Raw genomic sequence first — 24131 nt, 5'->3', positions numbered from 1 at the left:
GGAACTGGGCGGCAATATTGGCTCAGCTCATCCATTCGGCCATCACACCGGCCACAAGGGCGGTTCGTCCATCAGCGCCACCTGCTCGCGCAGCTCCAGGATACGGTCTTGCCAGTAGCGCTGGGTATTGAACCAGGGGAAGGCGGCGGGAAAGGCCGGATCGTCCCAGCGCATCGCCAGCCACGCTGCATAATGGATCAGGCGCAGGGTGCGCAAGGCTTCGACCAGGTACAGCTGGCGCGGATGGAACTCGCAAAAATCCTCGTAGCCGGCCAGCACGTCGCTCATCTGGCGCACCATCTCGTGGCGCTCGCCCGACAGCAGCATCCACAGGTCCTGCACCGCCGGCCCCATGCGGCTGTCGTCGAAGTCGACGAAATGGGGGCCATCCGGCGTCCACAGCACATTGCCGCCGTGGCAGTCGCCGTGCAGGCGCAGCAGCGGCAGCTCGCCGGCCCGCTCGTAGCAGCGCGCGACACCATCCAGGGCCTGCTCGACCACGCTCGACCACGCGACCATCAGCTCGGGCGGCACGAAATCATGGCTGCGCAGCCAGTCATAGGGCTGGCGGCCGAACGTGACCGGATCGAGCGCCGGCCGGTGCTGATATGCCTTGACCGCGCCCTGGGCGTGGATGCGGCCGATGAAGCGGCCGGTCCATTCCAGCACGGCCGGGTCGCCCAGCTCGGGCGCGCGCCCGCCGCGGCGCGGGAACACGGCGAAGCGAAAGCCCTCGAAGGCATGCAGGGTCCTGCCGTCGATGGCCAGGGCCGGCACCACCGGAATCTCCTGCTCCACCAGCTCGGCGACAAAAGCATGCTCTTCGAGGATGGCGGCATCGCTCCAGCGCTGCGGCCGATAGAACTTGACCACCACCGGCGCGCCCTCCTCGCGGCCTGCCTGGTAGACCCGGTTCTCGTAGCTGTTCAGCGCCAGCAGGCGGCCATCGCCGTGCAGGCCGACGCTATCGAGCGCATCGAGCACCATGGCGGGATCGAGGCGGGCAAAGGGGTGTTCGGGAGTATCGAGGTTCGGCTTTTCCATGTGCCCATTGTACGGCGGCGCACGGGGAAGCGGAAATCGTCCCGCTTTTGGATGGCTGGGTTCGTTCGCGTACTGAGCGGCGGTGTTGTTCCGGGGTTCCATGTAACAAACGCATCCAGACGCAGCCCGCGTCGGAGCGCCAACCTGATTGGAACACCATGAAGAAGATGACCCTGACCCTCGTCGCTCTCGCCGCCGGCATGGCTGCAGGCGCCGCCATCGCCCAGAACGCCCAGCCGCCGAAGGCCGAGCCGAATATGCAAAAGGTGCTCGACGCCATGGCGTCGCTCAAACCGAAGCCGATCGAGAACCTGAGCCCGGAAGAAGCGCGCAAGCAGCCGAGCGCCGCCGACGCGGTCAAGAAAGTGCTGTCGGATGCCGGCCAGAGCACGGCGCCGGAACCCGGCGTGACAATGAAGACGCAGACGGTGCAGGGCAAGGGCGGCAGCTTCCCGGTCCACATCTTCACCCCTGAGGGCAAGGGTCCGTTCCCGGTCATCGTCTACTACCACGGCGGCGGCTTCGTGATCGCCGACACCAAGGTCTATGAAGCGTCGGTGCGCGCGCTGGCCAAGGGGGCCAAGGCCATCGTCGTCTCGGCCGATTACCGCCGGGCGCCTGAACACAAGTTCCCGACCCAGCCCGAGGACGCCTTCGCCGCCTATAAATGGGCAATCGACAACGCCAGCCAGTTCAATGGCGACCCGACCCGCGTGGCGGTGGCCGGCGAATCGGCCGGCGGCAACCTGGCGACCGTGGTCTCGATGATGGCGCGCGACCAGAAAGCCCAGCTGCCGGTGCACCAGCTGCTGGTGTATCCGGTGGTCGACAACGACATGAACAATGCGTCGTACAAGAAGAACGCCAACGCCAAGCCGCTCAACAAGGCGATGATGGGCTGGTTCTTCAAGCACTACGGCGCCGATCCGAAGAGCCCGTACGCCCTGCCGCTGAAGGCGACCTCGCTCAAGGGCCTGCCGCCGGCGACCGTGATCACGGCCGAGATCGACCCGCTGATGACCGAGGGTAAGGCCTACGCCGACCGCCTCGAGAAGGAAGGCGTGGCCGTCAACTACCGTCACTACACCGGTGTGACCCACGAATTCTTCGGCATGGGCGCGGTGGTGCCCAAAGCCAAGGAAGCGCAGCAGTTCGCGGCCGACGAGCTGACCAAGGCGTTCAACGCCAAGCGTTGATGCCATCCCGGCGCCGCGGCCGTTGCGCCGCGGCGCCATCTCCCCGCCGTTTGCCATACCTGATCGAGGTTTTTGCTGCCGCCTGGCGGCGCAGGCGTTACACTGGCGCCTTTACGCAAAACCGGCGCCCGGGCGCCGTCACCAGACACTCCCATGCATCTCGAACAGCCCCTCTCCGAAAAAGAATTCGACGAACTCGACCAGTTCCTCTTGTCCGACCGTTGCTCCGACGACGCGATGACGATGGACACCCTGCACGGCTACCTGACCGCGATCGCGATCGGTCCGGAAACCATCATGCCGGCCGAATGGCTGCCGCTGGTCTGGGGCCAGGACGAGGCGGCCGCCCCGAAATGGAAGAACAAGCGCGAAGAAGAAAAGATCATCAACCTGATCATGCGCTTCATGAACGAAGTGCTGATCACCTTCGAAGTCTCGCCGAAGGAGTTCGAGCCGCTGTTCGTCGAACATGAATTCGAAGGCAAGACCCTGATCGATCCGGAAGCCTGGTGCTGGGGCTTCTGGGAAGGCGTCGAACTGCGCGCCGACTCCTGGGAACCGATCTGGACCTCGGACGTGGCCGAACTCATTCGCCCGATCTACCTGCTCGGCGCCGACGAGATCGAAGAGGAGGAACTGGCCCTGGTCGACAATCCGCACAAGATCCACGCCCTGGCGCTGGAGATCGAAGCGAATGTGCCGGCCCTGTACCGCTACTGGCTGCCACTGCGCAAGGCCGCGGTCGAGACCGTGGTGCGCGAGGAGCCGAAGGTCGGTCGCAACGACGATTGCCCCTGCGGCAGCGGCAAGAAGTACAAGAAGTGCTGCGGGGCGGAATCGGCCTGATTCACCCGTAGGGTCGGCGGCCAGGCCGCCGACGCGGCGATCGTTGGCAGCGAGATCATCGCAGACGAAATCGGCGCCGAAACAAGCATCAATCGTCGCGCCGGCGCCGCAACCGCCACCCCTGCGTCGCCAACGTCACCCCATGCAGCGCGTCGAGCACTTCGACCGGCCCTGCCATCCCCACCAGCATTCCCGCCGCGTCGACCACCGGCACCCGCGCCAGGCCATGGCGGCCCGCCAGCGCGGCCACGGCGCTCGCCGGCTGCGCCGCCTGCACCGCGATCCCGGTCATCATCAGCTCGGCCACCCGCTCGGCTTGCCTGCGGCCGCGCAGGACGATCAGCGCCCGCGCCTTGATGTTCCACGCTTCGGCCTCGGCCGCCGCCCGCAGCAGGGATTTCAGGGTCAGCACGCCAAGCAGCCGCCCTTCCCCATCCACCACCGGCAGCGACGGCAAGCCATGTTCGAGCAGGATGGCGCGCGCCGTCGCCAGCGGCATGTCGGGTTCGAGCCGCGCCAGCGGCGGCACCACGACGTCGCCGGCGTGCAGGTGACGCACGCGCCGCTCGGCCGCATGGTGCTCGGCATCGTTGACGATGACGGCCAGGTCTTCGCGCGAGACGTCGACCGCTTCGCCAAAATGCTCCAGCGCGGCGTCGATGTCCTCGGCCGCCACGGCGGTCGGCGCCGGAACAGGTTTGTGCGCGTGATGGGCGCCCGTCACCCGGTTGTACAGCAGCGCCGCCAGCACCAGCAGCACGGTATTCAGGCCCACCGGCGCCAGCGCGAACGACAGGCCGGCTTCATGCACCGCCGGCCCGCCCAGCACCGCCGTCATCGCCACCGCCCCGCCCGGCGGATGCAGGCAGCGCAGCAGGAACATCATGGCGATCGACAATCCGCCGGCCAGTGGCGCGGCGAACATCGGATCGGGCAGCAGCTGGGCGCAGGCGGCGCCGACCAGGGCCGAGACCACATTGCCGCCGATGACGGGCCAGGGCTGGGCCAGAGGGCTGGCGGGGACGCAGAACAGCAGCACGGCGGAGGCTGCCATGGGGGCAACGAGCCAGGCGACGTGGGCGCCGGGGGCGGTCCAGGCCAGCACGACCTGGCTCAGGACGCCGGACAGGGCCAGGCCGAACAAAGCGCCGAACGCGGCCCGCGCCTGGCCGATCGGTGGCAAGGCGACCGGGTGCGGCCGCCGCAGAATGGATAGAAGAAAGGATGGCATTGCACCAAGGTTGAGCGCGGAGAGCGTCATTACAGCACATTTGCACGAAATGGGTGCAAAAGTCATCAAAAATAGTGCATGGAGTCAATTTGGACGCAAAGCATAATGCACGGTCGCCGTGAGAGCAACGATCACGTGCACCTGTCCGGCACGTCTACCATTCGTCCAGAAAGAGACGACAGACGTGACTTGCCGCTACGCCTCAGAGACCTCCAGATCCCCCTAAAGTCTCGAGCAAAGAATGCTGATCGAAGCGATACGACTGTATGACAAAGGCTGAAACGCAGCAATGGATAGCGCGCAAAACACATACGGCCTCATCTTTGTCAGGCACCTGTGCCTCCGCGTACCACAGGACTATTTCAAAACTCCGCCGCCTTGCTTTTGGCCATTGCCCCTCTGATAATTTTATGGCAAGCTAGCTCTACGCACTGGGTAAACAGTTCCACAGCACCGAGCACCGTAGTCATTCCACCGAAGAGGTAGGTATGCCAAATGTTTCGATTTTGCGCAAGTGGTTCATACTTTTGGCATTCCTGATCTCTCAGCAAACTGCATATGCAGGAGGGGTTCAAGTAATCCCATCTTCAGTCGTGTTCACAGAAGGGGGGGCGAAGGTTGCCCCCGGTTCTCAAATCGTGCTCCAGTTCCGGGCCAATGAGTATCATTTTGGCTCCAAGAAATACGCTTACCTTACATTCGCCGTCATTCCGGAAGGTTCGGAACGCAACCAAGATTCTTGGGAAATTTATGGAGCTTTAAGCGCCGCACCGGATATTGGCGAGGGATTCGAGGCCTCGGCAAAACCCTATACAATCGACTTCAGAGCACCGTATAAACCGGGGAAATACACGGTTGCGATTGCGCGGATCCCAACATTTATCGGACATCCATTAAAAACTGCAGGCGGCTATAAACGGGCATTTGTCCCGCATAGCGCTGACCGAGCGTTACTTAGTCCGGCCATACGTGATAGTTCACGTGCGACTCTCGCTCACTTCGAAGTGTCTGCAAGCCCGATTCCGCTTGATATCACACCGCGCGTTTATCTCAAGTTAAACGGCACCCTGCCCAGCCAAGCCAACACTTCTGGCGGAATGCAGGCAAAACCATTAAGGTTCAGCTGGGAAGTTGGTCCCGAGTTTAAATTGAATCGCAAGCATTTGCTTTATCGATACCGAATTTTCCCCAATGATTCGGATTGGGGCGCATGGACAACCCGTCAACAGTCATCATATTCCTTTTTAGTTAAAGGTATTCACCAGTTCTCAGTCCAAGCCCGCTTCGACGACGGCAACCAGACACTACTCTCAGTTCCTGCTACCTACCAGTTTAATCTGGATAATGATCATATTTCCGCTCCGGAACTGAAAGGCGAAGGAAAAGAAGGTCCAGCCATTGCATTCGACCAAGTGTACGCAAAAAGCCGAGCGTTGGTTATCGGAGTCTGGAACTTTGACGACAAGAAATTTTCCATATTTGACAGAGAGAAAATTGCACGTGACGTCACAGCAATGGATCAGGCGCTTAAACGCAATGGATTCGAGGTATCGACGCTGCTTAGTGACCGGGTAACCAGGGAGGACATTGATGTAGCACTTTCGAAATTGATTGATTCTGCTGATCGGGACGACCGCCTGTTTATCTATTTCTCCACACATGGCTTTTCCGACCCGCTCGTAGCATCTGAGGGCTATCTTGCAACGAGTGATTGTTATTCATCCAATCCAACCCTTCGTTGCCTACGTCTGAACGACCTTCAAAACCATGCTTTCCGTGCCCTCGACGGCAAGATGGTGCGACAAGTCCTGTTTGCAGTCGACAGTTGCTTTTCGGGTTTGGGAATCGTGAGAAAGTCGGGAGCAGTGCCCGACCTCACCCAACTGGCAGTACCCCAAGGCGCCTTTATGGTCACCGCTGGTATGTCGGATCAAGCCGCTCAAATCGATGATCAGTTGAAAATGAGCACATTTACCCACTATCTCGCTAGCGGCCTGCAAGGAGAAGCAGATCTTCTCGGAAAGAATGGCGTAATTACACTCACCGAACTGTTTCTTTTCGTTCAATATAACGTAGCACAGCGAACGAACGCGACACAGATCCCAATGCTCGGCCGGATGCGCGGCGACGGGGAGATGTTGTTCAAACCTTTAGTCGAGAAAACCAGATGAAACTTCATTCCAAGCTGAAGCGACGCCGCTTTTTAGCATTTATGTCATTGGCATTCTCGGCCAAAACAACATTTTCTCAAACTACCGATCGCGACGCGAGCGATGCCTGGATGGAAGCACTATTTTTGCAATACGCAGAGGATCCGACGGAGAAGGTAAAGAAAAAAAATCCGTCCGGCGTATTAAAAGTAGCGCGTTTCGCTGATCCAACTTACTACACGACTAGCGTCATCGGCTGGACTCCTACTGCCCAACATTCGACCGCATATAAACAAGTCAGGGTCCCAATTGGCTTTGTCACCGATTTCGCAAGCATTCCAGCAATCTTTTGGCCGCGACTACGTCCGGACGGCCTATATGCATACGCCGCTGTTCTTCACGATTACCTCTACTGGGAACAGTATCTAACACGCGAGCAATCCGACAAGATTTTTAGACTTTGCATGGAAGCATTCAAGGTTAACACAATGGATGCCGGGGCAATTTACACAGCTGTGAGAAAATTTGGAGAAAGGGCTTGGAATGACAATGCCCGACGCAAGGCCAAAGGAGAAAAAAGAATATTGATAAAAACACCCGACGATCCGAGGATAACATGGAATGAGTGGCGTAAAATACCAGCGAATTTCAGATAGCACATGCATTTCCATCCTATCTATATATAGTTTTCTTGACGACTCCAAGCAATTGCCCCACCCCAATTATTGCTAACAGAAATTAGGCAAGTGAGTTTCTAGGCGCTTTAACGCTTAGAAAAAATCTGAAGCGATACATGAGTCCTAATGGAGTAGCTTTAAAGTCGCCCCAATGCGTCCATGCTGTGCCATAAGAGTTTTAGTGTACTAAGGAACGCCAACTCAACGCCGTGTGACTGCAATAACTTCAAACAAGAAATCCATAGTGAAAGTAGCCCCACCGGGAAATTCAATTACTTCTCCTGCAATTCGGCCCAGTAGCACACAAAGATTTTTAATTCTATACGACATATTTCATTGCTCACCCCCTTAAAATCACCGTCAGAAATGCTCCACTAGATCGTGGAACACTGCAGGGCAATGCTTTTGCAAGGTCCACTTTAGTCGGAGGCAATTGTGCAAGTGCTGATAGATCACGTGTCTTCACCTAGATTGACACCGTTGCTCGACTACTTGTCATTTCTGCAAAAAAAAACGTCGAGCGTTTGTGTCAGCTGCCTGACATCGTTAGCCACCGGGTGCAGTCGGTCGCGGCGTCATACCCTTTGTGGTCATGACCACAGGCTTGATAGTGCCATCCGCATTAAAGTACAAATGCTCAATAGCCATCTCGCGATGATGCCCGTCCTTGTCGTTCAGCGGCCGCCGGTGATAGACAATAACCCAGTCGTCGGTGCCAGGAATATTGGCCACCGAGTGATGCCCCGCCCCATTGGCGATGGTCGTATCCTGCTGCAGGATGGTGCCGATGCGCTTGAACGGCCCAAACGGCGACTTGCTCATGGCATACGCAACGCGATAATCCGGCCCCGTCCACCCTCCTTCCGACCACATGAAGTAGTACACGCCATTGCGCTTGGCCATGAATGACCCCTCCACATAGGCCGGGTCGGGCGTGATCTCCTTGTAGGTGGTCCCGTCCGGAAATGGCACAACGCTCAGCAGGTCCGGCGCCAGCTTGACGACGTTGGCGTGCTTCCAGCCGCCGTAATACATATACACCTGGCCGTCGTCGTCCTTGAACACCATCTGGTCGATCGGCTGGGCGCCGTTGTGGATCTTGTCGATCAGCGGGCGGCCGAGCGCATCCTTGAACGGGCCTTCGGGACGGTCGCTGACCGCGACGCCGATGCCGCCCAGCTGGCCATTGGCCTTGATGTCGTTGGCGCCGAAGAACAGGTAGTACTTGCCGTTGTGCTCGATGGCGGATGGCGCCCACACCGCATACGCCGCCCACGCGACGTTCTCGACGTCGAGCACGTGGGTGTGCTTCGTCCAGTTGACCAGGTCGGTCGACGAGAAGGCGTCGAGGAAGGTCTGCTTCAGGTAGGGTTCCCAGATCAGGTCGGACTTGGCGCGCATGGCTTGCTGCTCGGGGGTGAATCCGCGCGAGGTGCGCGGCGTGCCGTAGTGGTCCGAATAGGTGGGATAGATCCAGTACTTGTTGCCGTAGATGCGGATTTCGGGGTCCGCGTACCAGCCGGGGACGATCGGGTTGGCGGCCTGCAGGGACAGGCTGGCGGCACTGAGCAAGGCAAGTGCCAACGTTTTCACGATGAAGAGCGGTTTTTCTTTCATCTGGTCTCCTTTTTTTGGTTTTCGGCGGCGCGACCGCCCTGGGCTCCCGCCTACGCGGGAGCGACGTTGGCTTGCTTGTTGTGCTCCTCCGTTGCCCCTGCTTCGCCGCGCACGCCATCCAGCACGCGCAGCAGCACGTCGACATTGACCGGCTTGACCAAGTGATGCGCGAAGCCTGCGGCCAGTGCGGCATCGCGATCCTGCTGCTGGCCATAGCCGGTGACGGCGATCAGGACCGCGCCGCCCGTCGCCGGATCGGCCTTCAGCCGCCGCGCCAGTTCGCGCCCATCCATCTCCGGCAGCCCGATATCGAGCAGGCAGACGTCGGGCCGCATGCCGCGCGCGCGCTCGAGCGCCGGCAGCGAGGCGTGCTCGATCGCCACCTCATGCCCCTGGGCCGACAGCAACAGGCCCAGCGTCTCGGCGGCGTCGTGGTTGTCGTCCACCACCAGGATGCGCAAGGGCGCGGCGCCGGCCGGACCGGCGGCGCCCGGCGCGGGAACCGGCGTTTCTTCTTCCTGCAGCAGCGGCAGGCTGATCACGAAGGTGCTGCCCTTGCCCAGGCCCGGGCTGGAACAGCCCACCGTGCCGCCGTGCAGCTCGACCAGGTGCTTGACCAGGGCCAGGCCCAGTCCGAGCCCGCCCTGCGAGCGGTCGGACGAGCGCTCGGCCTGGGTGAACAGGTCGAACACGCGGCCGGTGAGTTCGCGGTCCATGCCGATGCCCTCGTCGCGCACGCTCAGCACCAGGCGCGTGCCGAGCACCTCGGCGCGCAGGTCGATGCCGCGCCCCGGGGGCGTGTACTTGGCGGCGTTGCCCAGCACATTGGCCACCACCTGCACCAGGCGCGCCTTGTCGCCGCGCACCGCGGCGTGTTCGGACGGCAGGCGCACGCTGAGCTGCTGCGAGCGCGCGTCGATCGTCGGCCGCACCTGCTCCACCGCCTCTTCGACGACGGCGCGCGCCGCCACCCGCGCCTGGCCCAGGGTGATCAGGCCGCGCGTGACGCGCGAGACGTCGAGCAGGTCGTCCACCAGGCGCGTCATGTGGCGCACCTGGCGTCCGATAATGGTGCTGCTCTGGTGCACCCGGCGCTCGTCCATATTGCCCAGCCGGAGCAGCTCGGCGGCGGCGCTGATCGGCGCCAGCGGGTTGCGCAGCTCGTGCGCCAGCATGGCCAGGAATTCGTCCTTGCGGCGGTCGGCGTCCATCAGTTTTTCTTCGGCCAGCTTGCGGTCGGTGATGTCGCGGAAGAAGCTGGCGATGCCGCCGTCCTGGGTCGGATAGGCGCGGATGTCGGTCCAGATGCGGCGCCCGTCGGGGAACACGTGGCACTGCTCGGCGGCGCCGGCGCGGCGCGTGTCCATCACGCGGTGGTACATGCGGCCGGCCTCGCTGTCGGCCATGGCGGTGAACACTTCCCAGTGGTTGCGGCCGATGACTTCCTCGCGCGTGACGGCGCAGATGCGCAGGCCCTCGGCGTTCATGCGCTGCATGATCCAGTTGCGGTCGAACAGGGCGAAGCCTTCGGAGATATTGTCGAAGATGTCGCGGCTGCGGTCGCGCTCTTCGCGCAGCAGCGCCTGGGCGCGCGCGGTCTCGGCCGCGGCCCAGGTGCGCTCGGCCACGTCGCGCGCGAGCTGGACGTCGTGGCCGGTCCAGGAGCGCGGCGTCGGCGCATCGACGCCCAGGCAGGCGATCAGGCGGCCGGATTTTACCAGCGGCACCACCAGCAAGGCGCCGATGCGCTCGTCGCGCCAGGCGGCGCGCAGGTCTTGCGTGCGCGGGTCGTTGGCGGCATCGTGGATCTGCACCACGGCGCCGCTGCGCAGCTCGTCCACCACCGCCGGACTGAAGTCGTGCAGCGGCGAGCGCAAGGCCGCCGGCGCGGCGCCATCCTGGGACCACAGGCGCGGCACCTCCAGGCGGCCGCTGAGCGGATCGATCTCGGCGTACAGCACGCGCGCGGCGCCGAGCTCCACGCCCAGCAAGGCGCTGGCGGTGGCGATCACCTCGCCCGGATCCTCGATCGGGCCGAGCGCATCGGACACCCTGAGCTGGAAGGCGGCGCGCCGCTCGGCCAGCACGCGGCCGGTGGTTTCCATGCAGGTGCAGAGCAGGCCGCCGACGTGGCCGGCCGCATCGACCAGCGGGGCATACGAGAACGTGAACCAGGCACGCTCGGGATAACCGTTGCGCAGCAGGCTCAGCTCGAGGTCTTCGAAGAACACCGTCTCGCCCGCCACCGTGCGCTCGACCAGCGGCCGCAGCTCGGGCCAGGCTTCGGGCCACACCTCGGCGAACGGCAGGCCGGGCGCGCACGGATAGCGCTCTCCCAGGATGGGGATGTAGGCGTCGTTGAACAGGAAAGCGAACTGCGGCCCCCACGCGATGAACATCGGGAAGGACGAATGCAGCATCATGTCCACTGCCGTGCGCAGCGACGGTGGCCAGCCCTCGGGAGGGCCGAGGCTGGAAGTGTGCCAGTCGTGGCCGCGCATGCGCGCCGCCACCTGGCTGTCACTCGAAAAAGCGGTATGCGGGAGCGGAACCATACCGCCGATTGTCGCATACCTTCTTGTCAATACAATGCAGTTTTTTTGCTGCTTTTGCCGAGTTATTTCTGGATGAAATGCTCGCGGTAGTAGCGCAGTTCTTCGATCGACTCGGTGATGTCGGCCAGGGCCGTGTGCTTCTGGTGCTTCTTGAAGCCGGTGGCAACCTCGGGCTTCCAGCGGCGGCACAGTTCCTTCAGGGTCGACACGTCCAGGTTACGGTAGTGGAAGAAGGCTTCGAGCTTCGGCATGCCGCGCGCCATGAAGCGGCGATCCTGGCAGATCGAGTTGCCGCACATCGGCGATTTGTTCGACGGCACATACTGCTTGAGGAAGGCGATCAGTTCCTGCTCGGCCTGGGCTTCGCTGACGGTCGAGGCCTTCACGCGGTCGATCAGGCCCGACTTGCCGTGGGTGCCCTTGTTCCAGTTGTCCATCTTGTCCAGCGTCTCGTCCGACTGGTGGATGGCGAACACCGGGCCTTCGGCGATGATGTTCAGCTCGGGGTCGGTGACGATCACCGCCACTTCGATGATGCGGTCGTTGTCCGGGTCCAGGCCGGTCATTTCCATGTCCACCCAGACCAGGTTGAACTCGTTTTGACGCGGCACTGCGGCGGACTCGGTGGTTGGTGTAGCTTGTGACATAATTCTCTCTTTGCCTAGTCGTGTTTTACCTAATCCTGCATTTTCTCACAGGCACAGAATGTCTTCATTCGGGTTTTCAGTTTTGTTCGTCGTTTTCTTCGTGCTGACCATGGTGCTGCGCACCTGGCTGGCCGCGCGCCATATCCGGCACATCGCGCGCCATCGCGCCAGCGTGCCGGCCGAGTTTGCACCAAAGGTGCCGCTGGCGGCGCACCAGAAAGCGGCCGACTATACCGTCGCCAAGACCCGCCTCGGCCTGGTGGGCATGCTGTGGGGCGGCGCGGTCCTGATCGGCTTCACCTTGCTGGGCGGCCTGCAGCTGCTGTCGCTGGCCCTGTTGCCCCTCACCGGGCCTGGACTGTGGCACCAGCTGGCGCTGGTGGTGGCCTTCGGCGTCATCTCCAGCCTGCTCGACCTGCCGCTGGACTGGTACCGCCAGTTCGTGCTGGAACAGCGCTTCGGCTTCAACAAGATGACGCCCGGCCTGTGGTTCACCGACCTCATCAAGAGCTCGATCGTCGGCGCCGTCATCGGCCTGCCGCTGCTGTGGGTGGTGCTCACGCTGATGGACAAGTCGGGCGACCTGTGGTGGTTCTATACCTGGCTGGTGTGGAGCGGGTTCCAGCTGCTCATGATTGCGATCTACCCGAGCGTGATCGCGCCGATGTTCAACAAGTTCACCCCGCTCGAAGACGCCAGCCTCAAGCAGCGCATCGAGAGCCTGATGGCGCGCGTCGGCTTCGCGTCGCGCGGCCTGTTCGTGATGGACGGCAGCAAGCGCAGCGCCCACGGCAACGCCTATTTCTCGGGCTTCGGGCGCGCCAAGCGCATCGTGTTCTTCGACACCCTGCTGTCGCGTCTCGAGCTGCAAGAGATCGAGGCCGTGCTGGCGCACGAACTGGGCCACTTCAAGCTGCGCCACATCGTCAAGCGCGTCGCCGTGATGTTCGCCATGTCGCTGGCCTTCCTGGCCCTGCTCGGCTACCTGAAGGGCCAGGCCTGGTTCTATACGGGCCTGGGCGTGCTGCCCTTCATGAACGCCTCCAACGACGGCATGGCCCTGGTGCTTTTCGTTTTAGTTCTGCCGGTGTTCACCTTCCCGCTGGCGCCGCTGTCCTCGATCACCTCGCGCAAGCACGAGTTCGAAGCCGACGCCTTCGCGGCCCGGCATACCGATGGCCGCCACCTGGTGTCGGCCCTGGTCAAGATGTACGAGGACAACGCCTCCACCCTCACCCCGGACCCGCTGCACTCGGCCTTCTACGATTCGCATCCGCCGGCCTCGGTGCGCGTGAAACACCTGACGCTGGCGGGCGCATGAAGCTGGAGCATCGCGACTGCATCCGCAACGCCAGGGCGCTCGATCCGTGGGCGATCGACGCCTTGCTGAACGACGTGCCCGGCTGGACCGCGATCGACGGCATCCTGTTGCGCGAATTCCGCTCGCCGGACTACCGCGCCACCATCGCCCTCGTGAACGCGGTGGCGCAGGTCGCCGAAACCCAGGACCACCATCCGGAGCTGACGGTCGGCCATGCGACCTGCAGGGTGAGCTGGACCACCCACTCCGCCGGCGGCGCCCTGACCGAAAACGATTTTATCTGCGCCGCGAAAGTGAATGCGCTTTATCTTGAAATGACCAGCGCATGAGCGACTTAGTTACCCCCCTGACTGGCACCATCATCGCGGCCCACGGCCGTCACTACCTGGCCGACGTGGACGGCGAAAAGCTGCAATGCGTCACGCGCGGCAAGAAGACCAACGTCGCCGTGGGCGACGTGGTGCACCTGAAGCGCACCTCCGCCGACCAGGCGGTGATCGAAAAGATCGCCGAGCGCACCACCCTGCTCTACCGCTCCGACCAATACAAATCGAAGCTGCTGGCGGCGAACATCTCGCGCCTGTTCATCGTCGTCGCCACCGAGCCCGGTTTCACCGACGACCTGGTCTCGCGCGCGCTGGTCGCCTGCGAGGCGGCCGGCATCGAGGCCCACCTCATCCTGAACAAGCTTGATGTCGCAGACCTGCTGCCGCGCGCGCGCGAACGCGTTGCGCCGTATGCCGCGCTGGGCTATCCGGTGCACGAGGTATCGGCCACCGGGCAGCCCGAACAGACCGTGGCGACCCTGGCGCCGCTGCTCGAAGGCCACTCGTCGATCTTCATCGGCCAGTCCGGCATGGGCAAGTCGTCGATGATCAACCTCTTGGTGCCGGACGCCGACATCGCGGTGCGCGAAATCTCGGCCGCGCTCGACACCGGCAAGCACACCACCACCTTCACCCGCCTGTACCGGCTGCCCGGCGCGGATGGGAAGACGTCCACGATCATCGATTCGCCCGGCTTCCAGGAATTCGGCCTGTACCACCTGACCGAAGGCATGCTGGAACGCGCCTTCGTCGAGTTCAAGCCCTATCTGGGCGGCTGCAAGTACTATAACTGCCGCCACCTGGCCGAACCGCAGTGCGCCGTGCTGGATGCGGTCGCAGACGGCAAGATCGCGCGCATGCGCCACGAGCTGTATGCGCAGCTGTTGCACGAATCGGCGCAGACCCTGTATTGAAGACCAGGTACTGAAGACTATACTTTCCCTAACGAAAAGAAAAACCCCTTATAATTCAAGGGATAACATTCGAGTAGACCCCACTATGCCAGGCACCACTCCGATCAAGCACTTCCTGCAGTTCTCCGACTTCACGCGCGACGAGTTCGAATACGTCATCAAGCGCGCGGCGATCATCAAGCGCAAGTTCAAGGCCTACGAGGTCTATCATCCGCTGGTCGACCGCACCCTGGTGATGGTGTTCGAAAAGAGCTCGACCCGCACCCGCCTCTCGTTCGAGGCCGGCATGCACCAGCTGGGCGGCGCCGCCATCTACCTGAACACCCGCGACAGCCAGCTGGGCCGCGGCGAGCCGGTCGAAGACGCCGGCCAGGTGATGAGCCGCATGTGCGACATCATCATGGTGCGCACCTTCGGCCAGGACATCATCGAACGCTTCGCCGCCAACTCGCGGGTCCCGGTCATCAATGGCCTCACCAACGAACACCACCCCTGCCAGGTGCTGGCCGACGTGTTCACCTTCTGGGAACACCGCGGCTCGATCGCCGGCAAGACCGTGGCCTGGATCGGCGACGCCAACAATATGCTGTACTCGTGGCTGCAGGCGGCCGAGGTATTCGGCTTCCACCTGAACGTCTCGACGCCGAAGGGTTACGAGCTGGATCCGAGCCTGGTGTCGACCAAGCGTTACACCCTGTTCGACAACCCTTCCGACGCCTGCGAAGGCGCGCATCTGGTGACGACCGACGTCTGGACCAGCATGGGTTACGAGAAGGAAAACGCAGAACGACTGAAGGCGTTCGACGGCTTCATCGTCGACGAGGCCAAGATGGCGCGCGCGACCGACGACGCCCTGTTCATGCACTGCCTGCCCGCGCACCGCGGCGAGGAAGTCTCGGCCGGCGTCATCGACGGCCCGCAGTCGGTGGTCTGGGACGAAGCCGAGAACCGCCTGCACGTGCAAAAAGCCCTGATCGAGTACCTGCTGCTCGGTCGTATCGAAGATAATTGATTTTTTCACCCACTGAAGCTTGATCGTTGGCCGTTCATCGCCCTGCCGGGCGGTGAACCTGTGCGCCAGCTGACCATCTCTCCTCTACCATCCCTCCATCACTGGAACTCCCATGAGCGACATCAAGAAAGTAGTCCTTGCCTATTCCGGCGGTCTCGACACCTCCGTCATCCTGAAATGGCTGCAGGACAACTACAACTGCGAAATCGTCACCTTTACCGCCGACCTCGGCCAAGGTGAGGAACTGGAACCGGCGCGCGCCAAGGCGCTGAAGTTCGGCATCAAGCCAGAAAACATCTACATCGACGATGTGCGCGAGGAGTTCGTGCGCGACTTCGTGTTCCCGATGTTCCGCGCCAACACCGTGTACGAAGGCGAATACCTGCTGGGCACCTCGATCGCGCGTCCGCTGATCGCCAAGCGCCTGATCGAGATCGCCAACGAAACCGGCGCCGACGCCGTCTCGCACGGCGCGACCGGCAAGGGCAACGACCAGGTGCGCTTCGAGCTGGGCGCCTACGCGCTGAAACCCGACGTCAAGATCATCGCGCCATGGCGCGAATGGGATCTGCTGTCGCGCGAAAAACTGCTGAAATATGCGGAAGACGCCGGCATCGCGGTCGACATGAAGCACAAGAACGGCGGCGCGCCGTACTCGATGGACGCCAACCTGCTGCACATCTCGTTCGAAGGCCGCCACCTGGAAAACCCGAGCGCCGAAGCCGAGGAATCGATGTGGCGCTGGACCGTGTCGCCCGAGCAGGCGCCGGACGAAGCCGAGTACCTGGACATCGAATACGAAAAGGGCGACATCGTCGGCCTGAACGGCAAGCGCCTGTCGCCGGCCGCCGTCCTGACCGAGCTGAACCGCCTGGGCGGCAAGCACGGCATCGGCCGCCTCGACCTGGTCGAAAACCGCTACGTCGGCATGAAGTCGCGCGGCTGCTACGAAACCCCGGGCGGCACCATCATGCTGCGCGCGCACCGCGCAATCGAATCGATCACGCTGGACCGCGAAGTGGCGCACCTGAAGGACGACCTGATGCCGCGCTACGCTTCGCTGATCTATAACGGCTACTGGTGGGCGCCGGAGCGCGTCGCGCTGCAGACCCTGATCGACCACACCCAGCAGACCGTCAACGGCTGGGTGCGCATCAAGCTGTACAAGGGCAATGTGATCGTCGTGTCGCGCGATTCGAAGACCGACTCGCTGTTCGACATGAACATCGCCACCTTCGACGAAGACGGCGGCGCCTACAACCAGGCGGATGCGGGCGGGTTCATCAAGCTGAACGCGCTGCGCATGCGCATCGCGGCCAAGGCGCGCGCGAAACGCGGCCAATAAAGGTCGACCGAACCGGCTTCACAGCCGGCTTCGCAGCCGGTTTCAAACCAATCGGGAAGCCGCCTTCGGGCGGCTTTTTTTCGTCCCGCGTCCGCGCTAGAATTGGCCACCATGAGCGCCGACGACGTCCTTCCCTGCCTGAGCTGCGGAGCGTGTTGCAAGAGCTACCGCGTGTCCTTCTACTGGGCCGAAGCCCTCGACCTCGGCCTGCCCGACGCCATGACCGAGCAGGTCACGCCGCATATTTCGTGCATGAAAGGGACCAATGCTTCCCGCCCCTATTGCATCGCACTGGGGACCGGCGATGCCGGGCCGATGGCTTGCGGCGTGTATGCGCAGCGGCCGTCGGCGTGCCGCGAGGTCGAGGTCGGGGATGGCAAGTGCAATGGGGCGCGCGAGCGGCATGGTCTGCAGCCGCTGGCCGCCCTCATGCCTAGATGAGCGGCCGGCGGTCATCACGCCGGAGCGCTCAGCGCGGCTCCCATCCCGCCCACAGCTTGCGCTCGGTCGCATCGAGGTCGGACTGCACGCGCAGCTTCGGCCTGGCGTCGAACACCATCGTGGGGCGCTTGGCCAGGTCGTAGGCCGGCCAGGCCGGTGCGCCGCTGGCGGCCGGGCGGCCGGTCTTGATGAACGAAAGCCACTGCCCGAACATCACCTCCTTCAATTGCTCGGCCTCCGGACCGACCGGGCCCAGGTGCGGCGCGGTCGAATCGTGCAGATTGTCGAACACCAGCGCCAGTTCCGAACCGTGGACCGCGTAGCCTGCCTTCTCGCCGCTGGCGAACGGCATGTCGAGGCGGTAGACGTAGGCCTTGCCGCCGCCCTTGGCCTGCGCCTCGGCCATGCGCACCGTCGGGATCCAGTATTCCACTGCGCTCAGGGCCTTGTAGCGCCGCTGGGCATCGTTCAGGCCGGGGAAGGCTTGCGGATACTTCGAAAAGACCTTGTCGAATTCGGCCAGCGACAGGTTGGCCAACTCGCGCCCTTCGATATTGCCGTTCATGGTCTTGGCCGGCCCGAAGAAGGCGTTCTCGTCGCGCGTGGTGCCCATGATGACCGGGATGTCGCGCGCGGCGCCTTGCGCCAGGGCCGCCACCGGCAGCAGCGGCATCGTGACGCCGTCGACCACGCCACGGAACGGATACTTGTACGCGTTCTCGGCGATCAGCTTGACCTGGGCCGCCAGCAAGTCCTTGGCCGGCAAGGTGGTCAGCTCGCGCGCACGACGCTTGTCCAGGCCGGCGCGCGCCAGGATGCCTTCGGTCACCGCGCTCGCCATCGCCGGAGTGGCCAGGGTCTGGCCGCCGCCGCTCTGGCTAATCGCGCCGTGGAACAGGCCCTTGGCGGCCGGCATTGCCAGCAGCGAAACCACGTTCTTGGCGCCAGCGCTCTGGCCGCCGATCGTCACCCGCTTCGGGTCGCCGCCGAATGCTGCGATGTTCTTCCGGATCCACTCCAGGCCCTTGACCTGGTCGAGCAAGCCGTTGTTGCCGCTGCCGGCGTAGTCCTTGCCCAGCACGCTGCTCACGTCCATGAAGCCGAACACGCCCACGCGGTAGGCGACCGAGACCACCACCACGCCCTGGCGCGCCATGTTGGCGCCGTCGAACACCGGCATGCTGGTGGTGCCGGCCACGTTGCCGCCCCCATAGATGTAGACGTAGACTGGATGCGGGCCAGGCGTCTTCGGCGTCCACACGTTCAGGTACAGGCAATCCTCCGAATATTCCGGGCCGACCGGCACGTACTTGCTCGGCCCGATCGGCATCTGGATCGGCGCCTTCGGGAAAGCCTTCGCTTCCAGCACGCCGCTCCACGGCGGCGCCGCCTGCGGCGCCTTGAATCGCAGCGCGCCGACCGGCGGCTGCGCATACGGGATGCCGAGGTAGCGCGCGACGTCGCCGCCGTCCTGGCCGCGCAGCGCGCCGGACGGGGTGCGCAGTTCGGGCGTCGGGTCGGTGAACGCGGCGGCCCAGGCGGGCGCCTGCAGCAGCAGGCCGGACGCGAGAAGGAGTTTGGCGCCGGTGGTCAGGAACAGTCGTTTGGAATTCATGTCAGCCTTCATGGTCTTGGTCGTGGATCGAAAAGTCAAGGCGCTCACTGGATGCGCGGGAAATTGAACAGCGCGCCGAGGTTGGCGTTGATGCGCACGCCCAGCACCAGCGCATCCTGGATGTCGCGCGGGTAGTTCGGCGTCACCCGCGAATCGGGCTTGTGCAGGTACTGGATGTTCGGCGCCACCGTCACGCCCGGCGCCAGCGCGTAGCTGTAGGCCGCCTCGAGCACGTATCCCTCCGAGTTCACCCGGCCGGCGCCGCCGCCCAGCGCACGGCGCTCGCTCAGGAAGGCGACCTGCTTGTCCGGCATCTTGAGGGTGCTGGCGACGACGCCGAAGGTGTCGCTGTCGCGGCCGGCGAAGGTGCCGGTCTTGACCAGGCCGACCTTGGCCGTGTACTTGATCGCCTCGGCGTCGCTGCGGTTATAGACCATGCTGGCGAACATGGCCAGGTTGCGGCGCGACTTCAGGTCGGGCCGCGACAGCACCTGATCGCCCATGATGTAGATGCCGTTGCCGTGGCGGTGGGTCAGGCGGGCGCCGCCGTAGCGGGTGAAAGAGCGCCCTTCCGTGTTCAGGTAAACATCGTTGCGCGCCGCGTCGAGGTACCAGGCGCCCAGGCGAATGCGGCCCGGCATCGGATCGTTGTGGAAGTCGGTCTCGTAACCGGTCTCCAGCATGTAGTTCTGGCCCGTGATGCGGCTCGAACTGAAATCCCACAGGTGGGTGCCCGCGTCCAGCGTGGCCGGGTCGATCGAGAACGAACCGGCGTGCACATAGGTCTTGTCGCTGGGACGGTAGCTGATCCGCCCGCCCCAGGTCGACAACGGAGCCAGGACGGTGCCGGACGACTGGCTGAAGCCATACAGCGCGCCGCTGTGCGCATGGTTCTGGAACAGGGTCGAGAACGGCGACTTGGCGAAGGTCTGGAAGGCGCTCATGCGGCCGATCGAGAACGCCAGGTCGTTCTTGTTATACAGCGAAAAATTCTGGTGAAAGCTCAGGTCGAGGAAGCGAAACAGCGTGAACGGCGCCGAGTTCTCCTGCGCCGAGGTGCCGCCGCCGATGTAGAAACTGGTCAGGCTGCGGCTCTTGATGCCGATGATGGTGGCCTGGATGCGGCCACCGCTCCAGCCCACCAGCTTGTCGAGGTCGAAGTCGGCGCCGCCCACCACGTATTGCGACGCGGTGGCGCCCTGGTCGATGCCGCCGCTGGGGTTGGCCGCCAGCTCCATGTTCAGCAACAGGCGGGTATAGATGCCGCGCTCGGCCAGCGCGGCCAGCACGCCGCTGTCGGTGGGCTGTTGCGGCACGTTCTTGCGCGCGGCTTCGGTGGCGGCCGCGGCGTCGGTGGCGCCGGCGCGCGCCGGATTCGGGGCCTGGGCCCAGGCCGCGCCGGCGCCCATCGCACAGACCAGGGCGCAGGCGCCGGAAAGGCGCAGTCGGTCACTTCTACTCATCTTCTCACTCCATCGTTGTCATCATCGGAAACGGTTCGAGAACGTCGGGCCGCTCAGGGCAAGGCGGCGGTGGCCTCGATCTCGATCAGGAAATCCGGCAGCGCCAGCGCCGCCACGCCCACCACCGTGTTCGCGGCCGGCTCGGCGCCGTCGTAGAAGGCGGCGATCTCGGCGCAGATCGGCCCCAGCTGCTCGGGATCGTGGTTGACGATGTAGGTGCGCAGGCGCACCACGTCGGCCGGGGCGGCGCCGGCCGCGGCCAGCACTTGCTTCAGGTTGGCCAGCGCCTGGCGCGCCTGGGCCACCACGTCGGCGCCTCCGACCAGCTGGTACTGGCCGTCCCAGGCCACCTGGCCGGCCAGGTGCAGGGTGCGGCCGGGCTGCTGCTCGACGGCGTGGGAAAAGCCGAACGGGACGCTGGCGTACATGGTGTCGGGGTTGATGGCGCGGCGGGTCATGGGATGCTCCTGGTTCGATTGCGGTTGATGGTCGGGATGCGGACGGGGATTCACGCGGCGCCTGCGCCGTGCTGGCACAGTTCGAAGATGTTCCCCCACGGGTCGCGGAAATAGCGGAAGGCGGAGCCGGCGGTCGGCCCCTCGTCCAGGGCGATGCGCTCCATGACGGTGCAGCCGTTCGCCAGCAGCACCGAGGCTGACGCTTCCAGGTCGTCGACCTCGATGCCGAGATGGTGGCCGCCGACGTGGTTGCCCGGCGGCGGCGCGCTGCCGCCGCCCTGCGGGCGCCCGTACTCGAACAGCTCGAGGCGGAAGCCGTCCGGGAATTGCAGCATCGCCAGCCGCAGGCGCGCATCCGGGATGCCGAGATGGGCCTCGGTCCAGTCGCGGCCGCGGGCGTCGCGCGGGATGTCGGCCGCATCCAGCGGCCCCATGGCATAGAGCAGCGTGACGCCGAACACGCGGCGGTAGAAATCGATGACGGGTTCCAGTTCGGCGACCGTCCAGGAGACGTGGTCGATGCAACGGAAACTGATAAGTGCCTGGTTCAAGGCGTGACCTTTCCTGACGCGCGGGCGTCATGCGTGAACAACGGTGGATTGAAGGAGCGGGGTCGAGGCGGCGCACCCGGCGCCGCCTCGCAGGTTCAGGCGGTGACCGGCCTGGCCGCCGACGGGGTGGACGCGGGCGCCGCCGGCTGGCCGGGCCCGAGGGCCAGGCCGGCGCTGCCCGGCGCCCTGGTCACCAGGCTGACCGCGACCATCACGGCGGCATTGATGGCCATCGCCAGCAGGCCCGGTTCCCAGCCCGGCAGGGTCGCCGCCCAGTAGCCCTTGGCGAATGGCGCGACCAGCGCGGTGAAGCCGGCGACCACGCCGCAGATGACGCCGACGGCGGTGGCGCGGCGCCACAGGAAGGCCAGGAACACGCCCGGGGCCAGCATGCCGATGGCCGAATAGGCGTTGAGCAGGATCGACATCAGCGAACCCTTTTGCAGCAGCGAGACCGCGACCGCGACCAGCGCGAAGCCGACTACCGAGATGCGCGAGAGCAGCAGCGCCTTGCGTTCGCCCAGGTGCGGCGCCAGCGGCGTGACCACGTTGCGGGTGAAGATCGAGGCGGCGGTGAGCAGCAGCACCGACCCTGGCGCCAGCGCCAGCAGGAAGCCGGTGCCGGCCAGCAGGCCGATCACCCACTCCGGGTACTGGTTCGACACGAACTGCAGCAGGGCCGCGTTCATGTTGCCGCCGGGCGGCTGGGTGCCCGCCACCAGCGCACCCATGCCGAGCACGATGATGAAGAAGAAAGCCAGCGAATAGATCGGTTGCCAGATGGCGTTGCGGCGGATCGCGGTCGGGCTGTGGGCCGAATACGAGATCTGGAACAGGTGCGGGAACACCCAGTTGCCGAGCGCGATGTTCAGGGCCGACGTGATCAACCAGATGCCGGTGGTGGTCGCGTTGGGGTCGATGCCGGGCAGCTTGGTGATGCCCGGATAGCTCTGCTCGGCCAGGGTGAACACGTCGAGCAGCGAACTGGCGCCGACTTTGTCGGCCAGGGTCCAGGCCAGGATCACGACCAGCACCACCATCAGGATGTCCTTGATCGCCGCCGCGTAGGCTGCCGAGCGCAGGCCGGCGAACAGCACGAAGGTCACCATCACCAGCCCGGCCAGCAAGTGGGAGACCAGCGGCGAGACGGCGTCGCCGAAGGTGAGCGCGACCACCAGGCCGAGGCTCACCAGCTGGATCTGCACGTAGACGATCAGGGCGCCGATGCCGACGACGCCGGTGACCACGCCCAGCCACGGCGCCTCGTAGCGCGCGGCGAAGAAGTCGGCCTGGGTCACCAGGCCGGCGCTACGCCCGGCGCGCCAGATCTTCGGCATCACCAGGTAGCCGATGGCGTAGGACAGCGACACCGAACAGAAGGCCAGGTAGGCCGGCGCGCCCAGCGCCCAGGCATAGCCGGCGATGCCGAACACGGCGAAGGTCGTGTAGATCTCGCCGGCATTCATGAACCAGAACAGCAGCGTGCCCATTCCACGGCCGCCCAGCGCCCAGTCGGCGACGGTCTTGTTGCGGGTCCTGGCGCGGCCGAAGCCGATGGCGCCGACCACGGTCGCCAGCAGCAGCAGGAGTACGATGGTCAGTTTCATGCGTGCCCCTTCAGCTGCGCCGGCGCGCCCTCGCTGGCGGCGATGGCGGCCATGAAGGCCTCTTCTTCGTCCTGCACGCCGGCGCGGCGGTCGAGCTCGAATACCAGCGCGAACAGCACGGCGGACAGGATCACGCCGGCCATCTGCCAGGCCATAGGGAACGGCAGGCCGAATGGCTTGTAGCTCACATCGTTGACGAAAGGCGCCATGCCGAGCTGCCAGACGAAGGGCAAGGTCAGCAGCCACAGGTGGCCTCGGCGGATCACCCGAGTGGGTGCGGCGGTATGCGAATCGGACTTCATGACGGGACCTTTTCAATACGATGAGATGTTTGTGCAGCCAAACTGCACAACGAAACTTATTTTAAGAAATGTGCGAAGTCAAGATTTTTGAACAGGATTGTCATATTCCGTCTCAAAACGAGGTAAACGCCACAAATCTATGGCGAACAGCAAATAATTGACAAGGTTCACATCAGGTGAAATAATCAAAAAGCGTGCAGTAATAATGCACGAATGCCCCGGATTGGTGCGCGCCATGGTGCATGCGCCCCGGATGTACACGATGAGGAGTTCCTGTGATTGGTAAACGTCTGCATGACCTGCGCGTGGCGCGCGGCCTGTCCCTGCGCGGGCTGGCCGAGATCGCGGGCGTCTCGCCGACCCTGCTGAGCCAGGTCGAGCGCGAAGTGACCGAGCCCAGCCTGACCACCCTGCGCAGCCTGAGCGCGGTGTTCGGCGAATCGATGTCGGCCCTGTTCGCCGATCCCGGCGCGCCGGCGGTCTGGCACAGCCGCCCTGGCGAACGCACCACCCTGATGGGTCCGAAGGGCGGCGTCAGCTACGAACGCCTGACCCGCGGCAATGGCCAGATGGAGGTGTTGCGCGCCGTGTTCGCGCCCGGCCAGTTCTCGGCCGAGGACGGCCTGCGCCATCCTTCGCTGGAGTGCGTGTACGTGATCACAGGCATCCTGACCGCCGAGATCGCGGGCACCGTCCACACCGTGGCGGCCGGCGAGAGCATCACCTTCGACGCCCAGCAGTCGCACCGCTACCGCAACAACGGGGACAAGGATGCCGAAGTGATCGTGTCGATCACACCGCCCGTGCCCTGAC

The 24131-nt window shown here is 63.9% G+C and carries 22 protein-coding genes; 11 read left to right on the top strand and 11 right to left on the bottom strand.

Annotated elements, in window-relative coordinates; all coding sequences use genetic code 11:
- Positions 1-42 precede the first annotated feature (42 nt).
- Positions 43-1044, bottom strand: coding sequence for a serine/threonine protein kinase (locus ABIB42_RS01340; protein ID WP_184234328.1), 1002 nt, complete (start codon positions 1042-1044; stop codon positions 43-45).
- 158 nt (positions 1045-1202) lie between these two features.
- Here ABIB42_RS01340 and ABIB42_RS01335 point away from each other — a divergent pair, with 158 nt between their 5' ends.
- Both ABIB42_RS01335 and ABIB42_RS01330 read left to right on the top strand, forming a co-directional pair.
- Complete coding sequence (locus ABIB42_RS01335; protein ID WP_005669405.1) at positions 1203-2240, top strand: alpha/beta hydrolase; 1038 nt, start codon at positions 1203-1205, stop codon at positions 2238-2240.
- Between the two features lie 153 nt (positions 2241-2393).
- Positions 2394-3086 carry a UPF0149 family protein gene (locus ABIB42_RS01330; RefSeq protein ID WP_005669404.1) on the top strand — a complete coding sequence of 231 codons (693 nt, stop codon included), beginning with the start codon at positions 2394-2396 and terminating at the stop codon, positions 3084-3086.
- Between the two features lie 88 nt (positions 3087-3174).
- Here ABIB42_RS01330 and ABIB42_RS01325 read toward each other — a convergent pair whose 3' ends face one another.
- Positions 3175-4269, bottom strand: coding sequence for an HPP family protein (locus ABIB42_RS01325; RefSeq protein ID WP_429247745.1), 1095 nt, complete (start codon positions 4267-4269; stop codon positions 3175-3177).
- 536 nt (positions 4270-4805) lie between these two features.
- On the opposite strand from ABIB42_RS01325, the gene ABIB42_RS01320 reads away from it, so the two are divergent.
- Both ABIB42_RS01320 and ABIB42_RS01315 read left to right on the top strand, forming a co-directional pair.
- The gene (locus ABIB42_RS01320) at positions 4806-6488 is read left to right on the top strand and encodes a caspase family protein (protein ID WP_429247744.1); all 1683 of its coding nucleotides are present in this window, start codon (positions 4806-4808) and stop codon (positions 6486-6488) included.
- The gene (locus ABIB42_RS01315; RefSeq protein WP_312484538.1) at positions 6485-7123 is read left to right on the top strand and encodes a DUF1353 domain-containing protein; all 639 of its coding nucleotides are present in this window, start codon (positions 6485-6487) and stop codon (positions 7121-7123) included. Before ABIB42_RS01320 ends, ABIB42_RS01315 begins: the two co-directional genes overlap by 4 nt.
- A 567-nt stretch (positions 7124-7690) precedes the next feature.
- Here the strand turns inward: ABIB42_RS01315 and ABIB42_RS01310 are convergent.
- The 3 genes from ABIB42_RS01310 to orn all read right to left on the bottom strand — a co-directional run bounded on the left by ABIB42_RS01310 (position 7691) and on the right by orn (position 11963).
- A complete protein-coding gene (locus ABIB42_RS01310) occupies positions 7691-8761 on the bottom strand; it encodes a glycoside hydrolase family 43 protein (RefSeq protein WP_005669395.1) in 1071 nt (356 codons plus the stop codon).
- A gap of 50 nt (positions 8762-8811) precedes the next feature.
- Positions 8812-11316: a hybrid sensor histidine kinase/response regulator gene (locus ABIB42_RS01305; RefSeq protein ID WP_005669393.1), complete on the bottom strand. Its 2505-nt coding sequence runs from the start codon at positions 11314-11316 to the stop codon at positions 8812-8814.
- 62 nt (positions 11317-11378) lie between these two features.
- On the bottom strand, positions 11379-11963 hold the full coding sequence (orn, locus tag ABIB42_RS01300; protein WP_005669391.1) for an oligoribonuclease: 585 nt from the start codon (positions 11961-11963) through the stop codon (positions 11379-11381).
- A 58-nt stretch (positions 11964-12021) separates the two neighbouring features.
- Here orn and ABIB42_RS01295 point away from each other — a divergent pair, with 58 nt between their 5' ends.
- The 6 genes from ABIB42_RS01295 (at position 12022) to ABIB42_RS01270 (ending at position 17322) form a co-directional block, all read left to right on the top strand.
- Positions 12022-13284 carry a M48 family metallopeptidase gene (locus tag ABIB42_RS01295; protein ID WP_273161443.1) on the top strand — a complete coding sequence of 421 codons (1263 nt, stop codon included), beginning with the start codon at positions 12022-12024 and terminating at the stop codon, positions 13282-13284.
- Positions 13281-13613, top strand: coding sequence for a 4a-hydroxytetrahydrobiopterin dehydratase (locus tag ABIB42_RS01290; protein WP_005669388.1), 333 nt, complete (start codon positions 13281-13283; stop codon positions 13611-13613). Before ABIB42_RS01295 ends, ABIB42_RS01290 begins: the two co-directional genes overlap by 4 nt.
- A complete protein-coding gene (rsgA, locus tag ABIB42_RS01285) occupies positions 13610-14524 on the top strand; it encodes a ribosome small subunit-dependent GTPase A (protein WP_005669385.1) in 915 nt (304 codons plus the stop codon). The genes ABIB42_RS01290 and rsgA overlap by 4 nt, the downstream gene beginning before the upstream one ends.
- A gap of 85 nt (positions 14525-14609) precedes the next feature.
- On the top strand, positions 14610-15536 hold the full coding sequence (argF, locus tag ABIB42_RS01280) for an ornithine carbamoyltransferase (RefSeq protein WP_071363460.1): 927 nt from the start codon (positions 14610-14612) through the stop codon (positions 15534-15536).
- Between the two features lie 112 nt (positions 15537-15648).
- Entirely contained in the window at positions 15649-16881 is a 1233-nt protein-coding gene (locus tag ABIB42_RS01275) for an argininosuccinate synthase (RefSeq protein ID WP_005669383.1), read from the top strand.
- Positions 16882-16992: 111 nt separating this feature from the next.
- On the top strand, positions 16993-17322 hold the full coding sequence (locus ABIB42_RS01270; RefSeq protein ID WP_005669382.1) for a YkgJ family cysteine cluster protein: 330 nt from the start codon (positions 16993-16995) through the stop codon (positions 17320-17322).
- 28 nt (positions 17323-17350) lie between these two features.
- Here the strand turns inward: ABIB42_RS01270 and ABIB42_RS01265 are convergent, their stop codons facing one another.
- From ABIB42_RS01265 to ABIB42_RS01240, 6 genes are all read right to left on the bottom strand, one after another.
- A complete protein-coding gene (locus ABIB42_RS01265; RefSeq protein ID WP_005669380.1) occupies positions 17351-18937 on the bottom strand; it encodes a carboxylesterase/lipase family protein in 1587 nt (528 codons plus the stop codon).
- Positions 18938-18981: 44 nt separating this feature from the next.
- A complete protein-coding gene (locus ABIB42_RS01260) occupies positions 18982-20400 on the bottom strand; it encodes a carbohydrate porin (RefSeq protein ID WP_005669379.1) in 1419 nt (472 codons plus the stop codon).
- Positions 20401-20453: 53 nt separating this feature from the next.
- Positions 20454-20858: a RidA family protein gene (locus ABIB42_RS01255; RefSeq protein ID WP_005669377.1), complete on the bottom strand. Its 405-nt coding sequence runs from the start codon at positions 20856-20858 to the stop codon at positions 20454-20456.
- Between the two features lie 50 nt (positions 20859-20908).
- Entirely contained in the window at positions 20909-21409 is a 501-nt protein-coding gene (locus ABIB42_RS01250; RefSeq protein WP_429247743.1) for a VOC family protein, read from the bottom strand.
- Between the two features lie 95 nt (positions 21410-21504).
- The gene (locus tag ABIB42_RS01245) at positions 21505-23016 is read right to left on the bottom strand and encodes a sodium:solute symporter family protein (protein ID WP_005669375.1); all 1512 of its coding nucleotides are present in this window, start codon (positions 23014-23016) and stop codon (positions 21505-21507) included.
- Entirely contained in the window at positions 23013-23318 is a 306-nt protein-coding gene (locus ABIB42_RS01240; RefSeq protein WP_005669374.1) for a DUF3311 domain-containing protein, read from the bottom strand. Before ABIB42_RS01240 ends, ABIB42_RS01245 begins: the two co-directional genes overlap by 4 nt.
- Positions 23319-23593: 275 nt before the next feature.
- On the opposite strand from ABIB42_RS01240, the gene ABIB42_RS01235 reads away from it, so the two are divergent.
- Entirely contained in the window at positions 23594-24130 is a 537-nt protein-coding gene (locus ABIB42_RS01235; protein WP_005669372.1) for a helix-turn-helix domain-containing protein, read from the top strand.
- Position 24131 lies beyond the last annotated feature (1 nt).

The organism is Massilia sp. UYP32 (assembly GCF_050434365.1).
Taxonomy (GTDB): Bacteria; Pseudomonadota; Gammaproteobacteria; order Burkholderiales; family Burkholderiaceae_D; genus Telluria; species Telluria timonae.
Note: the sequence above shows the minus strand (reverse complement) of the source record. Positions and strands in the feature narration are given on the sequence as shown.

What these genes read in the sequence shown, in the direction of transcription:
- ABIB42_RS01340 (WP_184234328.1), bottom strand. Translation starts at nt 1,044, where the DNA reads ATGGAAAAGCCGAACCTCGATACTCCCGAACACCCCTTTGCCCGCCTC.
- ABIB42_RS01335 (WP_005669405.1), top strand. Translation starts at nt 1,203, where the DNA reads ATGAAGAAGATGACCCTGACCCTCGTCGCTCTCGCCGCCGGCATGGCT.
- ABIB42_RS01330 (WP_005669404.1), top strand. Translation starts at nt 2,394, where the DNA reads ATGCATCTCGAACAGCCCCTCTCCGAAAAAGAATTCGACGAACTCGAC.
- ABIB42_RS01320 (WP_429247744.1), top strand. Translation starts at nt 4,806, where the DNA reads ATGCCAAATGTTTCGATTTTGCGCAAGTGGTTCATACTTTTGGCATTC.
- ABIB42_RS01315 (WP_312484538.1), top strand. Translation starts at nt 6,485, where the DNA reads ATGAAACTTCATTCCAAGCTGAAGCGACGCCGCTTTTTAGCATTTATG.
- ABIB42_RS01310 (WP_005669395.1), bottom strand. Translation starts at nt 8,761, where the DNA reads ATGAAAGAAAAACCGCTCTTCATCGTGAAAACGTTGGCACTTGCCTTG.
- ABIB42_RS01305 (WP_005669393.1), bottom strand. Translation starts at nt 11,316, where the DNA reads ATGGTTCCGCTCCCGCATACCGCTTTTTCGAGTGACAGCCAGGTGGCG.
- orn (WP_005669391.1), bottom strand. Translation starts at nt 11,963, where the DNA reads ATGTCACAAGCTACACCAACCACCGAGTCCGCCGCAGTGCCGCGTCAA.
- ABIB42_RS01295 (WP_273161443.1), top strand. Translation starts at nt 12,022, where the DNA reads ATGTCTTCATTCGGGTTTTCAGTTTTGTTCGTCGTTTTCTTCGTGCTG.
- ABIB42_RS01290 (WP_005669388.1), top strand. Translation starts at nt 13,281, where the DNA reads ATGAAGCTGGAGCATCGCGACTGCATCCGCAACGCCAGGGCGCTCGAT.
- rsgA (WP_005669385.1), top strand. Translation starts at nt 13,610, where the DNA reads ATGAGCGACTTAGTTACCCCCCTGACTGGCACCATCATCGCGGCCCAC.
- argF (WP_071363460.1), top strand. Translation starts at nt 14,610, where the DNA reads ATGCCAGGCACCACTCCGATCAAGCACTTCCTGCAGTTCTCCGACTTC.
- ABIB42_RS01275 (WP_005669383.1), top strand. Translation starts at nt 15,649, where the DNA reads ATGAGCGACATCAAGAAAGTAGTCCTTGCCTATTCCGGCGGTCTCGAC.
- ABIB42_RS01270 (WP_005669382.1), top strand. Translation starts at nt 16,993, where the DNA reads ATGAGCGCCGACGACGTCCTTCCCTGCCTGAGCTGCGGAGCGTGTTGC.
- ABIB42_RS01265 (WP_005669380.1), bottom strand. Translation starts at nt 18,937, where the DNA reads ATGAATTCCAAACGACTGTTCCTGACCACCGGCGCCAAACTCCTTCTC.
- ABIB42_RS01260 (WP_005669379.1), bottom strand. Translation starts at nt 20,400, where the DNA reads ATGAGTAGAAGTGACCGACTGCGCCTTTCCGGCGCCTGCGCCCTGGTC.
- ABIB42_RS01255 (WP_005669377.1), bottom strand. Translation starts at nt 20,858, where the DNA reads ATGACCCGCCGCGCCATCAACCCCGACACCATGTACGCCAGCGTCCCG.
- ABIB42_RS01245 (WP_005669375.1), bottom strand. Translation starts at nt 23,016, where the DNA reads ATGAAACTGACCATCGTACTCCTGCTGCTGCTGGCGACCGTGGTCGGC.
- ABIB42_RS01240 (WP_005669374.1), bottom strand. Translation starts at nt 23,318, where the DNA reads ATGAAGTCCGATTCGCATACCGCCGCACCCACTCGGGTGATCCGCCGA.